12 protein-coding genes and 1 riboswitch are annotated in these 15,684 nt (G+C 50.7%); of the genes, 5 read left to right on the top strand and 7 right to left on the bottom strand.

What is annotated here, in order from left to right; genetic code table 11:
- Positions 1–29 precede the first annotated feature (29 nt).
- Together thrS and ytxC are read right to left on the bottom strand one after the other, a co-directional pair.
- Entirely contained in the window at positions 30–1,967 is a 1,938-nt protein-coding gene (thrS, locus tag PXY01_RS12280) for a threonine--tRNA ligase (RefSeq protein ID WP_127570294.1), read from the bottom strand.
- 502 nt (positions 1,968–2,469) lie between these two features.
- Entirely contained in the window at positions 2,470–3,252 is a 783-nt protein-coding gene (gene ytxC / locus PXY01_RS12275) for a putative sporulation protein YtxC (protein ID WP_127570292.1), read from the bottom strand.
- A gap of 287 nt (positions 3,253–3,539) precedes the next feature.
- Between ytxC and PXY01_RS12270 the strand changes: the two genes are divergently transcribed.
- Positions 3,540–4,643, top strand: a complete 1,104-nt coding sequence (locus tag PXY01_RS12270; protein ID WP_164744400.1) for a GGDEF domain-containing protein — start codon at positions 3,540–3,542, stop codon at positions 4,641–4,643.
- A gap of 386 nt (positions 4,644–5,029) precedes the next feature.
- On the opposite strand, the gene mqnC is transcribed toward PXY01_RS12270, so the two are convergent.
- The 4 genes from mqnC to metA all read right to left on the bottom strand — a co-directional run bounded on the left by mqnC (position 5,030) and on the right by metA (position 9,614).
- The gene (gene mqnC, locus PXY01_RS12265) at positions 5,030–6,166 is read right to left on the bottom strand and encodes a cyclic dehypoxanthinyl futalosine synthase (RefSeq protein WP_127570288.1); all 1,137 of its coding nucleotides are present in this window, start codon (positions 6,164–6,166) and stop codon (positions 5,030–5,032) included.
- Positions 6,167–6,299: 133 nt separating this feature from the next.
- Positions 6,300–7,490, bottom strand: a complete 1,191-nt coding sequence (locus tag PXY01_RS12260; protein WP_127570286.1) for a MalY/PatB family protein — start codon at positions 7,488–7,490, stop codon at positions 6,300–6,302.
- A 3-nt stretch (positions 7,491–7,493) separates the two neighbouring features.
- On the bottom strand, positions 7,494–8,654 hold the full coding sequence (locus PXY01_RS12255; RefSeq protein WP_127570284.1) for a PLP-dependent transferase: 1,161 nt from the start codon (positions 8,652–8,654) through the stop codon (positions 7,494–7,496).
- Between the two features lie 42 nt (positions 8,655–8,696).
- A complete protein-coding gene (metA, locus tag PXY01_RS12250) occupies positions 8,697–9,614 on the bottom strand; it encodes a homoserine O-acetyltransferase MetA (protein ID WP_127570282.1) in 918 nt (305 codons plus the stop codon).
- A gap of 138 nt (positions 9,615–9,752) precedes the next feature.
- A riboswitch (SAM riboswitch) is annotated at positions 9,753–9,863 on the bottom strand.
- A gap of 547 nt (positions 9,864–10,410) precedes the next feature.
- Between metA and corA the strand changes: the two genes are divergently transcribed.
- On the top strand, positions 10,411–11,346 hold the full coding sequence (gene corA, locus PXY01_RS12245) for a magnesium/cobalt transporter CorA (protein ID WP_127570280.1): 936 nt from the start codon (positions 10,411–10,413) through the stop codon (positions 11,344–11,346).
- A 65-nt stretch (positions 11,347–11,411) separates the two neighbouring features.
- On the opposite strand, the gene PXY01_RS12240 is transcribed toward corA, so the two are convergent.
- Positions 11,412–12,692 carry an MFS transporter gene (locus PXY01_RS12240; RefSeq protein ID WP_127570278.1) on the bottom strand — a complete coding sequence of 427 codons (1,281 nt, stop codon included), beginning with the start codon at positions 12,690–12,692 and terminating at the stop codon, positions 11,412–11,414.
- A 197-nt stretch (positions 12,693–12,889) separates the two neighbouring features.
- On the opposite strand from PXY01_RS12240, the gene PXY01_RS12235 reads away from it, so the two are divergent.
- The 3 genes from PXY01_RS12235 to PXY01_RS12225 all read left to right on the top strand — a co-directional run bounded on the left by PXY01_RS12235 (position 12,890) and on the right by PXY01_RS12225 (position 15,654).
- Positions 12,890–13,792 (top strand): LysR family transcriptional regulator, encoded by a 903-nt coding sequence (locus tag PXY01_RS12235; protein WP_127570276.1) that lies wholly within the window; start codon positions 12,890–12,892, stop codon positions 13,790–13,792.
- A gap of 12 nt (positions 13,793–13,804) precedes the next feature.
- Positions 13,805–14,614 (top strand): histidinol-phosphatase, encoded by an 810-nt coding sequence (locus PXY01_RS12230; protein WP_127570274.1) that lies wholly within the window; start codon positions 13,805–13,807, stop codon positions 14,612–14,614.
- A gap of 164 nt (positions 14,615–14,778) precedes the next feature.
- Positions 14,779–15,654: a DMT family transporter gene (locus PXY01_RS12225; RefSeq protein ID WP_127570272.1), complete on the top strand. Its 876-nt coding sequence runs from the start codon at positions 14,779–14,781 to the stop codon at positions 15,652–15,654.
- The last annotated feature ends 30 nt before the right edge of the window (positions 15,655–15,684 follow it).

The following is a 15,684-nucleotide window of genomic DNA, read 5'->3' as shown; positions in this document are numbered from 1 at the left end:
GGCTATTCCTTCATGTAATTACGTAACGATTAAACGGTCTTAGCTGCAATCTCGGCAGTCAGCACCGCAATCAGCTCATCTACCGATTTGGCGCCGATATCCCCTTCGCCGCGCTTGCGCACCGATACGGTGCCGGCTTGCGCTTCGTTATCGCCGACAATGAGCATATACGGCATTTTCTCCAGCTGCGCTTCGCGAATTTTGTAACCGAGCTTCTCGTTGCGCAGATCCGACTCAGCACGGATACCCGCTGCAAGCAGCTTCTCCTCTACTTCACGAGCGTAGTCATCATAAGCCGAAGAAACCGGAATGACGCGAGCATGCGTAGGCGACAGCCAGAGCGGAAGCGCTCCTGCGAAATTCTCGATCAAATATGCAGTCATGCGCTCCATCGTACTAATGATGCCGCGGTGAATAACGACCGGACGATGCTTCTTGCCGTCATCGCCCGTATATTCAAGCTCAAAGCGCTCAGGCAGCAGGAAGTCGAGCTGCGCCGTGGAGAGCGTCTCTTCCTTGCCAAGTGCAGTCTTGATCTGAACGTCCAGCTTCGGACCGTAGAAAGCAGCCTCTCCTTCCGCTTCGAAGAACGGCAGATCGAGCTCTTCGACAACCTCGCGCAGCATACGCTGTGACATTTCCCACATGTTGTCGTCCGGGAAGTATTTCTCCGTATCCTTCGGATCGCGGTACGACAGACGGAAACGATATTCTTTAATGCCAAAGTCTTTATAGACTTGGCGGATCAGATTGATTACGCGCGCGAACTCTTCTTTGATCTGATCAGGACGGCAGAAAATATGAGCGTCGTTCAGCGTCATCGCCCGAACGCGATGCAGACCAGTCAAAGCGCCGGACATTTCGTAACGGTGCATCGTGCCAAGCTCCGCTACGCGGATTGGCAGATCGCGGTAGCTGCGCATGTCGCTTTTGTAAACCATCATATGGTGAGGGCAGTTCATCGGACGAAGAACAAGCTCCTCGTTATCGAGCGCCATCGGCGGGAACATATCCTCCGAATAGTGCTCCCAGTGACCAGAAATTTTGTACAGCTCTACGTTCGCCAGAACAGGCGTATAAACGTGCGAGTAGCCGAGACGCTCCTCAAGATCCACAATATAACGCTCCATCGTACGGCGTACGCGTGCGCCGTTCGGCAGCCAGAGCGGCAGGCCTTGTCCTACCTCGCGGGAGAACGTGAACATCTTCAGCTCTTTGCCAAGCTTGCGGTGGTCGCGCTTCTTCGCTTCCTCAAGGAAATGCAGATGCTCTTCGAGCTGCGATTGCTTCGGAAACGCTGTGCCATAAATACGCTGCAGCATTTTGTTCTTCGAATCGCCGCGCCAGTAAGCGCCTGCGATGCTAAGCAGCTTGAACGCTTTAATGCGGCCTGTCGACGGAAGGTGCGGTCCACGGCACAGGTCGAAAAATTCGCCTTGATCATAGATCGTCAACTGAACGTCCTCCGGCAGGTCACGAATGAGCTCAAGCTTCAGTGGGTCGCCAAGCTCCGTGAACGTCTTAATCGCCTCTTCACGACTTACGACACGCCTGCGAATTGGCAGATCCTCCTTCACGATCTTCGCCATTTCTTTCTCAATCTTCACAAGATCATCCGGCGTCAGCGACTGCTCTAGATCGATGTCGTAGTAGAAGCCGTCTTCGATAACCGGACCAATACCGAGCTTCACAGCCGTATTGCCGTACAGACGTTTAATTGCTTGCGCCATCAAGTGAGCTGTGCTGTGACGGTAAACCTCCAAACCATCGGCAGAATCGAGCGTCACGATCTCTACGCTCGCGTCTGCTTCAATCGGTGTATAAATATCAACGACTTTACCATCGAGTTTGCCTGCGATCGCATTCTTCTGAAGCCCTTTGCTAATGGAGCCGGCAACGTCTTCAATCGTTGTGCCTGCTTCATATTCCCGGACCGCGCCGTCCGGCAGCGTTACTTTAATTGCCATCGTTCATTCTCCTTTGTTCCAGGCTCACAGATGAGCTATCGCTTTAACTGCAAGCCATTCGTTATAGTAATTTCAAGCATGCATAGACCACGTGCTTCAATTGCCGCTAAAGGTAGATGAGTCAATAAGCAACAAAAAAAGCACGCATCCCGCAAAGGGACGAGTGCTATATGCTCGTGGTTCCACCCTCATTCGATCGCTTATACCGTTCATTCTAACCTAACGTAAGATATGCGGAGCTCGCGATCCTCATGAAATCCGGTAACGGGGATGATCCGTTACGGCTTACTGCCGATCATATACGATTCTATCGTATATCCGGGTTCAACCGCAAAGCTAAGAAGGGGTATATTCACCGCTGCCTCGGAAGAAGCTTACAGCCTAGGCTTCTCTCTCTGGTCCGTGCGAAATCGGCGAATCGTTATCTTCGTCAACGCTGTTCATTTTGTTCAACAGTTGTTTATGTTATTATACATTCGGCGGATATTAGCGGTCAATACCGTTATACCCGATTCTCGAACGACGAATGACAGGAGCTGCAGCCGACGCACACAGATACACGCAGCCCAAATATCGATTCAATCGTTCGAATAATTTGCAGCTCAGGCTGCCTCGTATGGATGACGATTTGTTTTGGCGAGATCGTCACTAAGGTGCTGATCACCATATCCTCAACGTTCATTTCGTACTCGATCATTTCGGCGACAATCCGGTCGACCGGCTTGTGCTCAAGCGGCTGAAGCCGCTCGTCGCATACGGTGAACTCATGTCCCGATTTGTGCAGCAAATGAACGAGCGGAAGCTTCGGCTCCTGGAGATCAACGAAATATTTAAGCAGCGAGATAAACTCCTGATATTGTTTGTCCATGACAAATTCATCAATTGCATATTCTGCGGCATCACGAAGCTCGTTCCAATACGTCTGAAGCCGGAACGTAACGAAGCCGGTCAGATGAAGCTGCGTATTGTTCTGTAAGTACGCTTCAAGCTCGTCCGCTACCTTTTGCTTTCTTCTCCTGCGATCCGCTTCACTGAAGGCGTCTCGCTCCGACGGATCAACTTGTGCAGAACCGAGCATTTCCGAGCAAAAGCGGACGATCGTATCGACTTCCTCCTGCTGCTCTATCTTGTACTGCTTGCGTATAATCGCGGTTAGCAAAGACTTTTCCAGCTCCGCAATAATGTACTCGGCCAGCGCATTCGCTGTTGCTTTGTACAATGGAGGACCATGCTGCGTCAAACGAAATTCCGGCATTTTATCAATCCAGCCGATTAATCGATCCATTCCAGAACTCCACTCAAGCCGTGGTACGGCAGGAAAGTTATGTAGCTCCGAATATTCTAGAAGCAGCAGGTCGTGCAATTTTTGCCGCTGACCCTGTTCAGCGTCGTGTAAGGATATGGAAAAAAGCTCCACGCGCTCACCCCTTTCCTTCTTTAAAAGTATATGCTTCGGGGCGGCGTATATACGATGAACTGTCTGGAGGTAATGGCAGCGGTGTTTCAACGATAGTCGAAACGTGGTATATTGTACGGAACTAGTCCTTAGAATTCATGGTGGTGATGGCTCGAATGAATGACAAATGGTTACAATCGAAGCATTCCCGCTGGAATCGGCTGCTCCTTAACGGCTGCTGGGCTATGCTTGTTCTATTATTTTTCATACAATGGGCAAGGCTGCACTATGCTGATGATCATCATTGGATGCGCGAGCTTCTTATACCGACAGCCGTTCAGCTTATAATCCTTACTGCAGCCGAATTGTTTCGCGCTTACGGGAGTAAACGTCTGACCGACTACGGCATCCTTATTGGACTAATGCTGAATTGCGCTGTCTATGCTTATATTAGCGATATGGCTTCCTTGAGTCTCATTATGCTCATCCCCATTTTCGCTTCTGCCTACTACTGCAGCTCCAATAAGCTTATGCTAACCGCCGTTTTATCGCTGATCTCCATTCTACTGCTGAACTGGAATATCCAACATAACATCATCCGATTGGAAACGGCTGGTATGTCAGCCATAACAATAATATGCTCTATTGTCGCGCTGCAGCTCGCCAAGCTCGGACGGTCCGCAGTTCAAAGATCGTTGGAGTCGGAGATCATGTATAAAGAACTGCTGGCTAAATCCGCTCTAATGGAAAAGCTTGTTAAGACCGATGCGATGACCGAGCTGTACAATCATATGACCTTTCATGAATATTTGGACCATCTTGTTATCCATCACGAATCAAGCGGCATGCCGCTTCATCTGGTTCTGCTCGATATCGACAACTTTAAGCAAATTAACGATATATATGGCCATCGCGCTGGCGATTCCATTTTGCGCCGAGTATCCGAGCTAATTCGCACCGAAGTGCGCGGCGAGGATATTGCGGCTCGATATGGCGGTGAAGAGTTTGCCATTCTATTGTCCGATACGACGCTCGACGAAACGTATAGCCGGATGGAACGAATCCGCATCAAGGTATCTTCTGAAACCCATGATCTGCTGGATGGGAAGAGAGTGACGCTCAGCATTGGCATCGCCCGTTACCGTGCCTGGGAAGGTAAAGAATCCTTCTTCGCCCGGACAGACGCGGCATTATACATGGCGAAAAATTCAGGCAAGAACCGAATCGTATGCGCCGACAACAATGAAGACATAACTCAAACAAGAACAACGAGCGCTTAAGCCGAGTTGAAGTAGAAAGGAGCTGCCATATTGAGCGGGCAGCTCCTTTATTTCTCCCTCCATTTGCCTCGATACTTGTAGCTTGTTTCGAGCCTTAGTTTCTTGATGTGACCAGAACACGTCTCCCTTACCTTACGCAAAGCGTAAATGGATCTTTCTAATCTGTTGCTTAGCCGGTTCCTGCATTTATTGCAGCATTGTAGCCATATTTAAAGATGTGTTGAAGAAAGCATGCACATCATACACTACTCCACGTAAATCGGCCCTTCGTTGGTCTTGCAACCAAGCCGCTCTCCTGCAATCTGTAAGTAATTTAAGTTGAAAATAGGGACGGTCTTGAACGTCTGTTCTACAGAATTCAAGACCGCCCCCTGTAAATTATAGGATCAGTTCTGCATAATAAAATCTTTGTCCGCTACTTCGTTCTCTTCGTACACTTTCAAGATCTCGTACTTCGTGTTGCGCTGAGCCGGGACCTTGCCAGCCTCGCGGATAAGGCGCAACGTCAGGTCAATGTTAACCTTGTGCGTCGTGCCCGCTGCGGAGACGACGTTCTCCTCCATCATCGTGCTGCCGAAGTCGTTGCAGCCGTAGTGAAGCGACAGCTTGCCATATTCCGGTCCCATCGTGACCCAAGACGATTGCAGATTCTCGATGTTATCGAGGAAAATGCGGCTGACCGCCACCATCTTGAGATATTCCTCCGGCTTCGATTTCTCGACGCGCATATTCGTATTGTCCGGCTGAAGCGGCCACGAGATGAACGCAAGAAAGCCTTTGGAATCGTACTTGTTCGCGATGCACTCGTCCTGCGCATCACGAACGCGAAGCAGATGAAGCGCACGCTCCTCCATCGTCTCGCCGAAGCCGTATACCATCGTCGCCGTCGTGTTCATGCCGTGCTTATGCGCCGACTTCATCACATCCATCCAGTCGGTCCATGAGCCTTTGAGCTTACTTACTTTGCGGCGCGTACGGTCGTCAAGAATTTCGGCGCCGCCGCCCGGCAGCGAGTCAAGACCCGCTTCGTGAATTTGTCGAACGACTTCGTCGAGCGACAAGCCGTTCGACACTTCCTTCATCTTCATAATCTCCGCTGGCGAGAAGGAGTGCATCGTAATGCTAGGAAACCGTTTCTTAATTTCCCGAAGCAAATTCGTATAATAGGAGAACGGAAGGTCTGGGTTCGTTCCGCCCTGCATTAAGATTTCAGTGCCGCCGACGTCAACGGTCTCTTGGATCTTCTGAAAAATGGCCTCGTCTGGAAGCACGTAGCCTTCCTTCGAGCCTGGTGCGCGGTAGAACGCGCAGAATCGGCAATATACGTCGCATATATTCGTATAGTTGACATTCCGACCGACCACGAACGTCGTAATCGGCTCAGGATGTTTGCGGAGCATAATTTGGTTGGCGACCTGCCCCATCTTCTCAATCTGATCCGATTCCAAGAGCACTACGCATTCTTCCAGGCTGATCCGCTCACCACGGAGCGCCTTATCCAATACGGAATCTACCGTAATCATCTATATATCCCTCCTATAGGTATGGAAGTTGACCGTACTATCAATGAATGCAATCACCTTATCCTAACACAAAAAGACCGCGGCAGTCACTCGTCAGAAATGTGACTGCCGCGGCAAAACGAACCAAGCCGCTCTACACGACCGCAGCCTGCACCGCATTAGCGAAGCGCTCCAGCGCCTCAGCCAATATAGAACGCGGGCAAGCGATATTAACTCGCAAGTAACCTGCTCCTTGCTTGCCGAAGACGGAGCCTTCGCTGAACGCAACGCCAGCTTGCTCGAACATCAGCTTCTTCAATACAGCCGGATTGTCGGAAACCTCCCGGCAGTCCAGCCATACCATATATGTGCCTTCCGGCTTCATCGCTTTAATCTGCGGCATACGGGTACGTACGAACTCCAGCAAATAATCGCGATTGCCTTGCAAATAATCGATCAACTGCTCCAGCCACTCGTCGCCGTACGTATAGCTGCTTTCGACAGCCGTTAAACCGAAGAAGCTTTCCATATGAATCGACAGCGTCTTGAGCAAATAATTGTATTTGCGGCGAATCTCATCGTTCGGAATAATGACCGTCGCGGCTTGCAGACCAGCCAGGTTGAACGTTTTGCTCGTCGCGATACACGTAATCGACTGCTGCTCGAACGCCTCGGAAATCGAGCCGAACGCCGTATGCTTATGCTCGCGGTATACCAGATCGTGGTGAATTTCGTCCGCAACGATTAGAATGTTATGCTTTACGCAAATATCACCGATCCGATGCAGCTCTTCGCGCGTCCAGACGCGGCCGCCGGGATTGTGCGGCGAGCAAAGCAGCAGCAGCTTCGCGCCATCCGCTGCTTGACGCTCCAGCAAGTCAAAGTCGATTCTATAACGACCGTCCTCCAGAATGAGCGCATTGTCGACAACTACGCGTCCGTTCATTTTAATTACATCGTAGAACGGATAATATACCGGCGATTGCAGAATGACACCGTCACCCGGCTTCGTGAATGCTTGTACAGCGATGCTGAGCGCCGGAACGACGCCTGGGCTCGACGTAACCCATTCATGCTTAATCTGCCAGTTATGCCGTCGCTTCAGCCAGCCTTCAACCGCTTTATAATAGCCTTCCGTCCGGATCGTATAGCCATAGATGCCTTCATTGGCGCGCGCTTTGATCGCCTCGACCACTTCCCGCGGCGGCTCGAAATCCATATCTGCAACCCATAACGGCAGCAGGTCAGCTCGTCCGAACAGCTTCTCCGATTGATCCCATTTATAAGATGCGGTGCCGGACCGATCAATTACTTTATCGAAATCATATTTCACTTGGCTGCTCATCGATTACGCCCCCTCAATCTCAAGCTTCGCCGCAGCAAGCGCCTGATCCAAATCGGCTATCAAATCGTCGACATGCTCGATGCCGACGGAGAACCGAAGCAGCTTATCGTCGACCCCGATCTTCTCGCGAATTTCGAGCGGAATGTCAGCATGCGTCTGAACGGCCGGATACGTCATCAGCGACTCGACGCCGCCGAGGCTCTCCGCGAAGGCGATCAGCTTAATATGACGCAGGATCGGCTCCACGTAACGTGCATCCTTCACCTTGAACGAGAAGATACCTGTATTGCCGGACGATTGACGCTTCTGCGTCTCATACCCCGGATGCGAAGGAAGCGCCGGATAGTACACTTCCTCGATGGACTCATGCTCAAGCAAGTATTCAGCAATGCGTGTCGCATTATATTGATGGCGTTCCATTCGCAGCGCGAGCGTCTTCATGCCGCGCATCAGCAGCCAAGAATCTTGAGGCCCAAGCACAGCGCCGATCGAATTATGCAGGAACGCAATTTGCTCCGAGAGCTCCTTGCCCTTCGATACGATCAGGCCGGCGAGCACATCGTTATGGCCGCCGAGATATTTGGTCGCGCTATGTACGACAATATCAGCGCCAAGCTCGATCGGCCGCTGGAAGAACGGCGTGAGCAGCGTGTTATCCACAATCGTCAGCAGGCCTTTGGACTTCGCCCATGCGCTGACACGTTCAATATCGGTAATCATCATAAGCGGATTGGTCGGCGTCTCGATCAGAATCGCTTTCGTATTCGGCGTACAGAGCTCGCCAATCGCGTCGATGTCATTCGTATCCACGTACGAGGCCGTCACGCCGAAGCGGGACATGATTTTCTCCAGCAGCCTGTACGTGCCTCCGTACAGATCAAGCGAGACAATCAGATGATCGCCCTGACTGAACAGCGAGAACACAACCTGCAGCGCTGCCATGCCAGAACTGCAGGCAAAAGCGGCATCGCCCGATTCCAGCTGAGCGGCCGCTTCCTCTAATACCGAGCGCGTTGGACTCTTCGTGCGCGCATAGTCGAATCCGGTGCTTTCACCAAGCTTCGGATGGCGGAACGCCGTAGCTTGATAGACAGGGAAGCTGACCGCACCTGTTTTCGGTTCTTGAATGGAGCCAATCTGCGCCAAACGACTTTCGATTTTCATAAACGAAATTCTCCTTTTAATAATCGAGGATAGATAGTGGATTTAAATTAACGCACCCATATCGTATGGCGTCTGCTGGTATACATAATAGTTCAACCAGTTCGAAAACAGTAAATTCGCATGCGCTCTCCAAGACGAGCGCGGAGGCTTCGTCGGATCATCGTTCGGGAAGTAGTTGCGAGGAACCTCGATATCAAGTCCCTTCGCAATATCACGGTCATATTCTAGCTTCAGTGTCAGCGGGTCATATTCGGAATGGCCGGATACGAAAATTTGCTTGCCATCCTTGCTCGCGACGATGTAGATGCCCGACTCCTCCGACTCCGACAATATTTCGAGCTCCTCCACCTTCTCGATATCTTCGCGGCGAACCTCGGTATGACGCGATTGCGGCACATAGAAATATTCGTCGAAGCCGCGCAGCAGCGGCACGTTTTGCTTCTCAATCGTATGAGGAAATACGCCGAATATCTTCTTATCGATGTCGTATTTGGGAATGCCGTAATGATGGTACAGTCCCGCCTGCGATGCCCAACAAATATGAAGCGTCGAGGTAACGCGGCGTTTCGACCATTCCATAATGCGCTGCAGCTCTTCCCAATAGTTGACTTCCTCGAACGGCATATGCTCAACCGGCGCACCGGTAATAATCATTCCGTCATACCATTGATCTTGAATTTCGTCGAACGTTTTGTAGAACATCTCCAGATGCTCTGCTGACGTGTTCTTCGACACATGTGTAGCCGGATGCAGCAGCACGACCTCAATCTGAAGCGGCGTATTACCGATCAGCCTAAGCAGCTGAGTCTCCGTCGTCTCCTTAGTCGGCATCAAATTCAAAATTGCGATCCGAAGCGGACGTATATCTTGATGGTAAGCAGTGCTTTCGTCCATGACGAAAATGTTCTCGCTCGCCAGAACCTCTCTAGCCGGTAAATGATCCGGTACTTTAATCGGCATAATTCATCACTCCTTCTGCCTTTCATCATTTCGCTAGCAGTCTTCACTGTTCGACCGACAGTTGAGGTATCGCGGATATGATACGACAAAAAGACCCGCTCGCCAAATGAGAGGGGTCTTATGATATCCATAACGACTCTCTCATCTCCCAGATCCGAATTCCATTCGAATCCGCAAGAATTAGCACCGTGCTTCACGCCGGTTGCCGGGCTTCATCGGGCTAGTCCCTCCGCCTGCTCTTGATAAGAAAGATCTTATTCAGTTATTCGTTCATTATAAAATTATTCCGATCGCACAAATACGATTCGGTAATATGTTTATACTATAGAGTATTCCTCCATGCGCGTCAAGCTGGATTTCACCTATCGTACAAGCCTTCAGCGGATGTACGACGTACACTTGAACAGGTTAGCGTGAAGCCGCATATAATGGCATCTGCCAAAGCCTGCGCATGCATTAAGCTGCAGCTGGCACGACTGACTAAAAAATCTTGTCCGACATACAATGCAGGAGTATACTAGACAAGAATTATTAGCCATTTGCACGAAATAAACAACTATTACAAGGGGGGAAACAGCATGGAAGGCGATGGGTCTAGTCCACAGACATTTGACCTGCATCTTGGCGATCCGACGGTCGAACAGCTCCATATCCCTGCCTGCCATGCAGCGCGTCAGTCATCGAGCCCATAACTATGGTTCGATACAAGACGACCGTTAGCGGTAAGGCGGAGATGCGGTCTCTATTGTTCGTTATGACCGTCCGGCATCGGACATGACGAAAGGAGAGAGCGGCAATGAAAATCCGCCGCGTCAACAACGGTATTTTTACCCCTATTGATGATATTAAAGAAACGCTTATTGCACCGGAGAGCGGCTTCTTCTGGATCGACGCCGATCTGGATGACCTCGCTCTGCTGCAGCCACTGTTCGGCCTGCATGATCTTGCTGTAGAAGACTGCCTCAGCGAAGAGGAGCAGCGCCCGAAAATTGAAATTCACGATGGCCATTATTTTATCGTTATTAACAGCATTCGATTCGACGATGAAGAGATTTTCCTTCGCGCGCTGAACATTTTTCTCGGACGGCATTTCATTATTACGGTTACGAAGCAGAAGATCAATGAGCTTCGCCTGCTGAAGCCGATTCTATGGGAAGAAGAAGTGAATACGCCCGATCGGTTCCTATATCATCTCGTCGACCTCGTTGTAGACAATTACTTCTTCGTCGGCGACCGGATCGAGGTTCGAATTGACAATCTTGAAGAAGATATTCTGATGCACACGAAGAAGACGCATCTGAACGAGATCATCGGTCTCCGAAGTGAAATTTTGTGGTTAAGGAAGGTGCTCGGCCCGCAGCGCGAAGTCATCGCCACGCTGAACAAGAAAGACTTGAAGCTGATCGACGATCAGCTCCAGAAGTATTTCAGCGACATCTACGAGAATGCCGTCAAAATTTCCGAGACCTTCGATACGTACCGCGATCTGATGAGCAACCTTCGCGAGGCTTATCAGTCCAGTCTGTCTGCCCGAGCGAACGAAATTATGCGCGTGTTCACCGCGTTAACGACGATCTTCATGCCTTTGACGTTTATTACCGGCGTATATGGAATGAACTTCGATTTTATACCCGGCTTGCATATGCATTATGGGTCGTATATTTTGCTCGGCTTTATGATTCTACTAGGTCTGGGCATGTTTTATTTGTTCCGGAAGAAGGATTGGCTGTAAATCCCAAGCATAACGAAGGCGAGAGAGCATTCGGCATCCAATTGCCAGGCTCCTCGCCTTTATTGTTACGTAACATTTTGCTCGGCTACAGCTTCCCGCTTCCCCTTCGCCAAATCTACTGTCCATAACAGCGCAATTCCGATGACGAAAAAAGCAATCAGCGACAAAATGCCGATTCTGCTCGAGTCCGTATTCCCCGCTGTAATTGCAAATACGAGCGGACCAACAACGGAAGAAAATTTGCTCGATATCGTCAAGAAGCCGAAAAACTCGGCCGATCGAGCCGGCGGTACGAGTTCAGCATACAGCGAACGCGCCAGCGCCTGGCTGCCTCCCTGCACCAGTCCGACCATCGTGGCAAGGATATAGAAATGAAGCGCATTCTCCATAAAAAATCCAAGCGTCACAATGATGATGTACAACGTAAGCGAAAGATAAAGCCCTTTCTTCGCACCGAGCTTGCGGGCAAATCGACCGAACAGCAGTGAGCTCGGAAAGCCGATGAACTGCGTAATAAGCAGCGCAGTAATTAGGGCGTTCATCCCGATGCCAATACTGCTGCCATATACAGTCGCCATGACGATAACCGTATTAATGCCGTCGTTAAAAAACCAATAAGACACCATATATTTCAGCAGTTCAGGATATTGCTTGATTCGTCTGAAGGTCTGTCCAAGTCGTTGGAATGCGATCTTGACCGCCCGTGCTGCTGTCTGTCCCGTCGTCTGGCGCTGCCGCTCCTTCACATGGCGGACGATCGGAATCGCGAACAGAAGCCACCACACTCCGACCGTCATGAATACGATACGCGTAGCGCTCTCGCTGCTAGCAAAGCCAAGCAGCTCCCACTTCTGGATCATTACAATATTAATCCCGAGCAGCAAGCCCCCGCCAAGATAGCCCCACGCATACCCCTGCGAGCTAAGCTGATCTCTGCGATCGGCAGGTGCAATCTCAATGAGCAGTGCGTCGTAGAACGTATTGCCCGCCCCAAATCCGATCAAGCCGACAATGACGAGGACGGATGCCAGCAGCCAATCTCCTTCACCGACAAGCACGCAGAGCAGGCTTGCGATCGAGCCGAGTATCGCGAAGAAGCTTAAAAACTTTATTTTTGAACCCGAATAATCAGCAATTGCTCCTAGCACCGGTGACAATAGAGCAACGATTAGCGCACCTATACTCTGGGTGTTCGCCCAGTATACAGTCGCCATATTCTCGCCGAGTCCTTTGCCCGCAACCTTCTCATAGTATACCGGCATGACTGCGGCAATCATCGTCGTAACGAAAGCCGAGTTCGCCCAATCATACATGAGCCACCCTCTTACTGCCTTCTTGCTGTTCAAGACAGCCGACCTCCTCGCATATGCATACATACAGGATGCTTGACGGACAACAATTCGACACCAATCCTACAATTCCTTCTAAATATGCATTTTTATGTTCGAACCAAGTCTGTATTTTGCCACAGACGCCCAAATCATTTATACTAAAGCTACCATGTGATAAATAACGCTTATCGAGCGAGACAAGGAGACTGTTCATGAACATTAACCAACTTGAAACGCTCCTTACGATATCGAGAACGATGAGCTTCCGTAAAGCGGGCGAGATACTGAACTTAACGCAGCCTGCTGTATCGGCGCAAATTAAAAGTCTCGAAGACGAGTTCAAGACAGTGCTGATCGACCGGAATCAGCCTGTTACGTTAACGGACCGCGGACAGGTGTTTCTCGAGCATGCGGAGCGCATATTAAACATCGTGGAGGAATTAAAGCAGAAGTTGTCCGACTTGAATCAGGTTCCACAAGGCCACATTATTATCGGTACGACCAGCACGATCGCGATTCAAATTTTGCCGCGTGTTCTCACCTATATTCAAAATCAGTTCCCGATGATCAAGACGACGATTCACTCCATGCCCTCCTCACAAGTTATGCCGGCCGTCGAACAAGGCACGCTGGATATCGGAATTACTTATCTCAATGATCGCAACCCGAATATGGAAGCGTCTACTTTATACTACGATACGTATGAGCTTGTTGTAGCACCTGCCCACCCGATGAGCAATCTTAAGCATACGACCGTCGAAGCGTTGAAGGACATTCCGATGATTATGTTGTCTCCTGACACATTCGGCAGAAGGTTTGTCGATCAAATTTTTCAAAAATACGGCATTTCGCCGAACATCGTAATGGAGCTGTCGAGCAGCGAGGAAGTGAAGCGAATGGTGGAGCTCAATCTCGGTGCAGCCGTCGTATCGAAGCTGTCCATTACGAACGAGCTGAAGCAAGGTACATTGCGGATGATTAAAGTTAACGAGCTGGAGTTGACGCATCCGGTTGGTGTCGTCTACCGAAGCGGCCGATATTTGAACTCCGCGATCAAGCAGTTCCTTAGTGACCTTAAGGGAATGCCTGAAACTCAATTTATAAGCAGCGAATAGGAGGCCCACTAGATGAAATTCGACATGCACACCCATCATTTCCGCTGCGGCCATGCCGACGGAACCATTGAAGATTATATTAAAGCTGGCATCGAGGCTGGTCTGAAGGCAATCGGAATTTCCGACCATTCCCCTTATTTCGCGCATGCGGACGAGCATCCGTTCCCGCAAATTACGATGGCAAGAAGCGAGCTTAAACATTATGTCGATGAGGTGCTGCAGCTGAAAGCCAAGTACGCTGACCGCATCGACGTACTGCTCGGCATGGAATCGGACTACTTCCCAGAGCATATCGATACGTACCGGAAAGCATTCGAGCCATATCCGTTCGATTATCTGATCGGCTCAGTCCATCAGACGCGCGGCGTCAGCATTTTTAATCGGAACCGTTGGGATGGACTGAACGAGCAGCAGCAAATTGAGGAGAAGTCGCATTATTACGATTTGATCGCCGAATCAGCGCGGAGCGGCTTGTTCCACATTCTCGGCCATATCGATGCGATGAAGGGCTACTATCCTTCCTTCTCCGACATTCCGGCTATGGATGCGGTGGACAATACACTGCGCATCATCGGGGAATGCAGCGTCGCAATCGAAATCAACACATCAGGCAAAACGAAGGATGTCGGCGGCTGGTACCCGTCGGATGACATCTTGGAGAGAGCGCTTCATTGGGGCGTTCAAGTGACGTTCGGCTCTGATGCGCATGTCCCATCCCGCGTAGGCGACGATTGGGAGCTTGTCCGGAAACGTTTATTAGAAATCGGCTTTAAGCAGTGGGTATATTTCAAAGAGAAGAAGCGGATTGAGGTTGCTCTCTAACTTAATCCGAACAAAAAAGGAGCCTTCCTGCGGGAAGGCTCTAAAAATTATATTAAAAAGGGGGTCTTGCTTATTATAATAGCCCCCCATTGTAATGAGACGATAACAGGAACATTACAACTGTATTACAAAATGTATCGGATGATGAAAGGCATGATGATACGATGTGGCTTATAACTGCAATCGGAAGCGCCGTCTTGTTCGGGCTTGCCGGTTGGTGGATGAAGGTTAGTCAAATGAAAGGAGGCTCCTCGAACGGGTTGTTGTTCGGCCTGTACGTGTCAGGCACGCTCGGCTTCGGCATACACAGCGCTGCTGAAGGCACGCTCGCTAGTCTTGCTGATTGGCGACTGCTCGCAGCTGGTTTCTTCATTGGCGCAGGCTCCGCATGGGGCAACGCTTTATTCATGAAAGCGCTGGAGTACGGCCCAGCGAGTCTCACATCGCCGCTGACGAACATGAACATTGCACTCGTCGTCGGCATGAGCGTCGTTGTCTACGACGAGCCCGTCTCGGCTGCTGAATGGATCGGCATCGCCCTTCTGCTGCTATCCGTCGTCTTCGTCTCCATCCGTGGCAAAGAGCCTCTAACCGTCACGCAGCGCAGATGGTTTGTCCTCGTCTTAGCCGCGATCTTCTTATTCGCCTTTCGCAACGGCGGCCTGAAAGTAACCGAGCAGCTAGAGCTTGCAAGCGCCCCCGTACTGCTGGTCGGTTATGCACTGTCGCTGCTCTGGTTTCAGCGGCTTGACGCCCTCGACCGGAGCCGCATCGTGCCAGCCTCCTCGCCGGACCCTGTCGCTGCCAGCCGGCGAGGCTTCCGCTGGGGACTGCTGGCCGGCGTGTTCTCTTATGCTGGCCTGCAGCTGTATGCTATCGCACTCGAATCGGGCAAAGCCAGCATCGCCGCTCCAATCTTCGCAACGAACAGCTTAGTCGTGGCGCTCGGCTCGATCGTCTTGTATCAAGAAAGGTTAACGAAGCTGCAATGGGCTGCTTTTGTGCTAACACTGGCCGGTCTTGCTGTCATTCGAATGTAAGCTTGCTCCTGGACGTTCTGTCTAAGCGGA

Source organism: Paenibacillus xylaniclasticus (genome assembly GCF_004001065.1).
Lineage (GTDB): Bacteria > Bacillota > Bacilli > Paenibacillales > Paenibacillaceae > Paenibacillus_T > Paenibacillus_T xylaniclasticus.
Note: the sequence above shows the minus strand (reverse complement) of the source record. Positions and strands in the feature narration are given on the sequence as shown.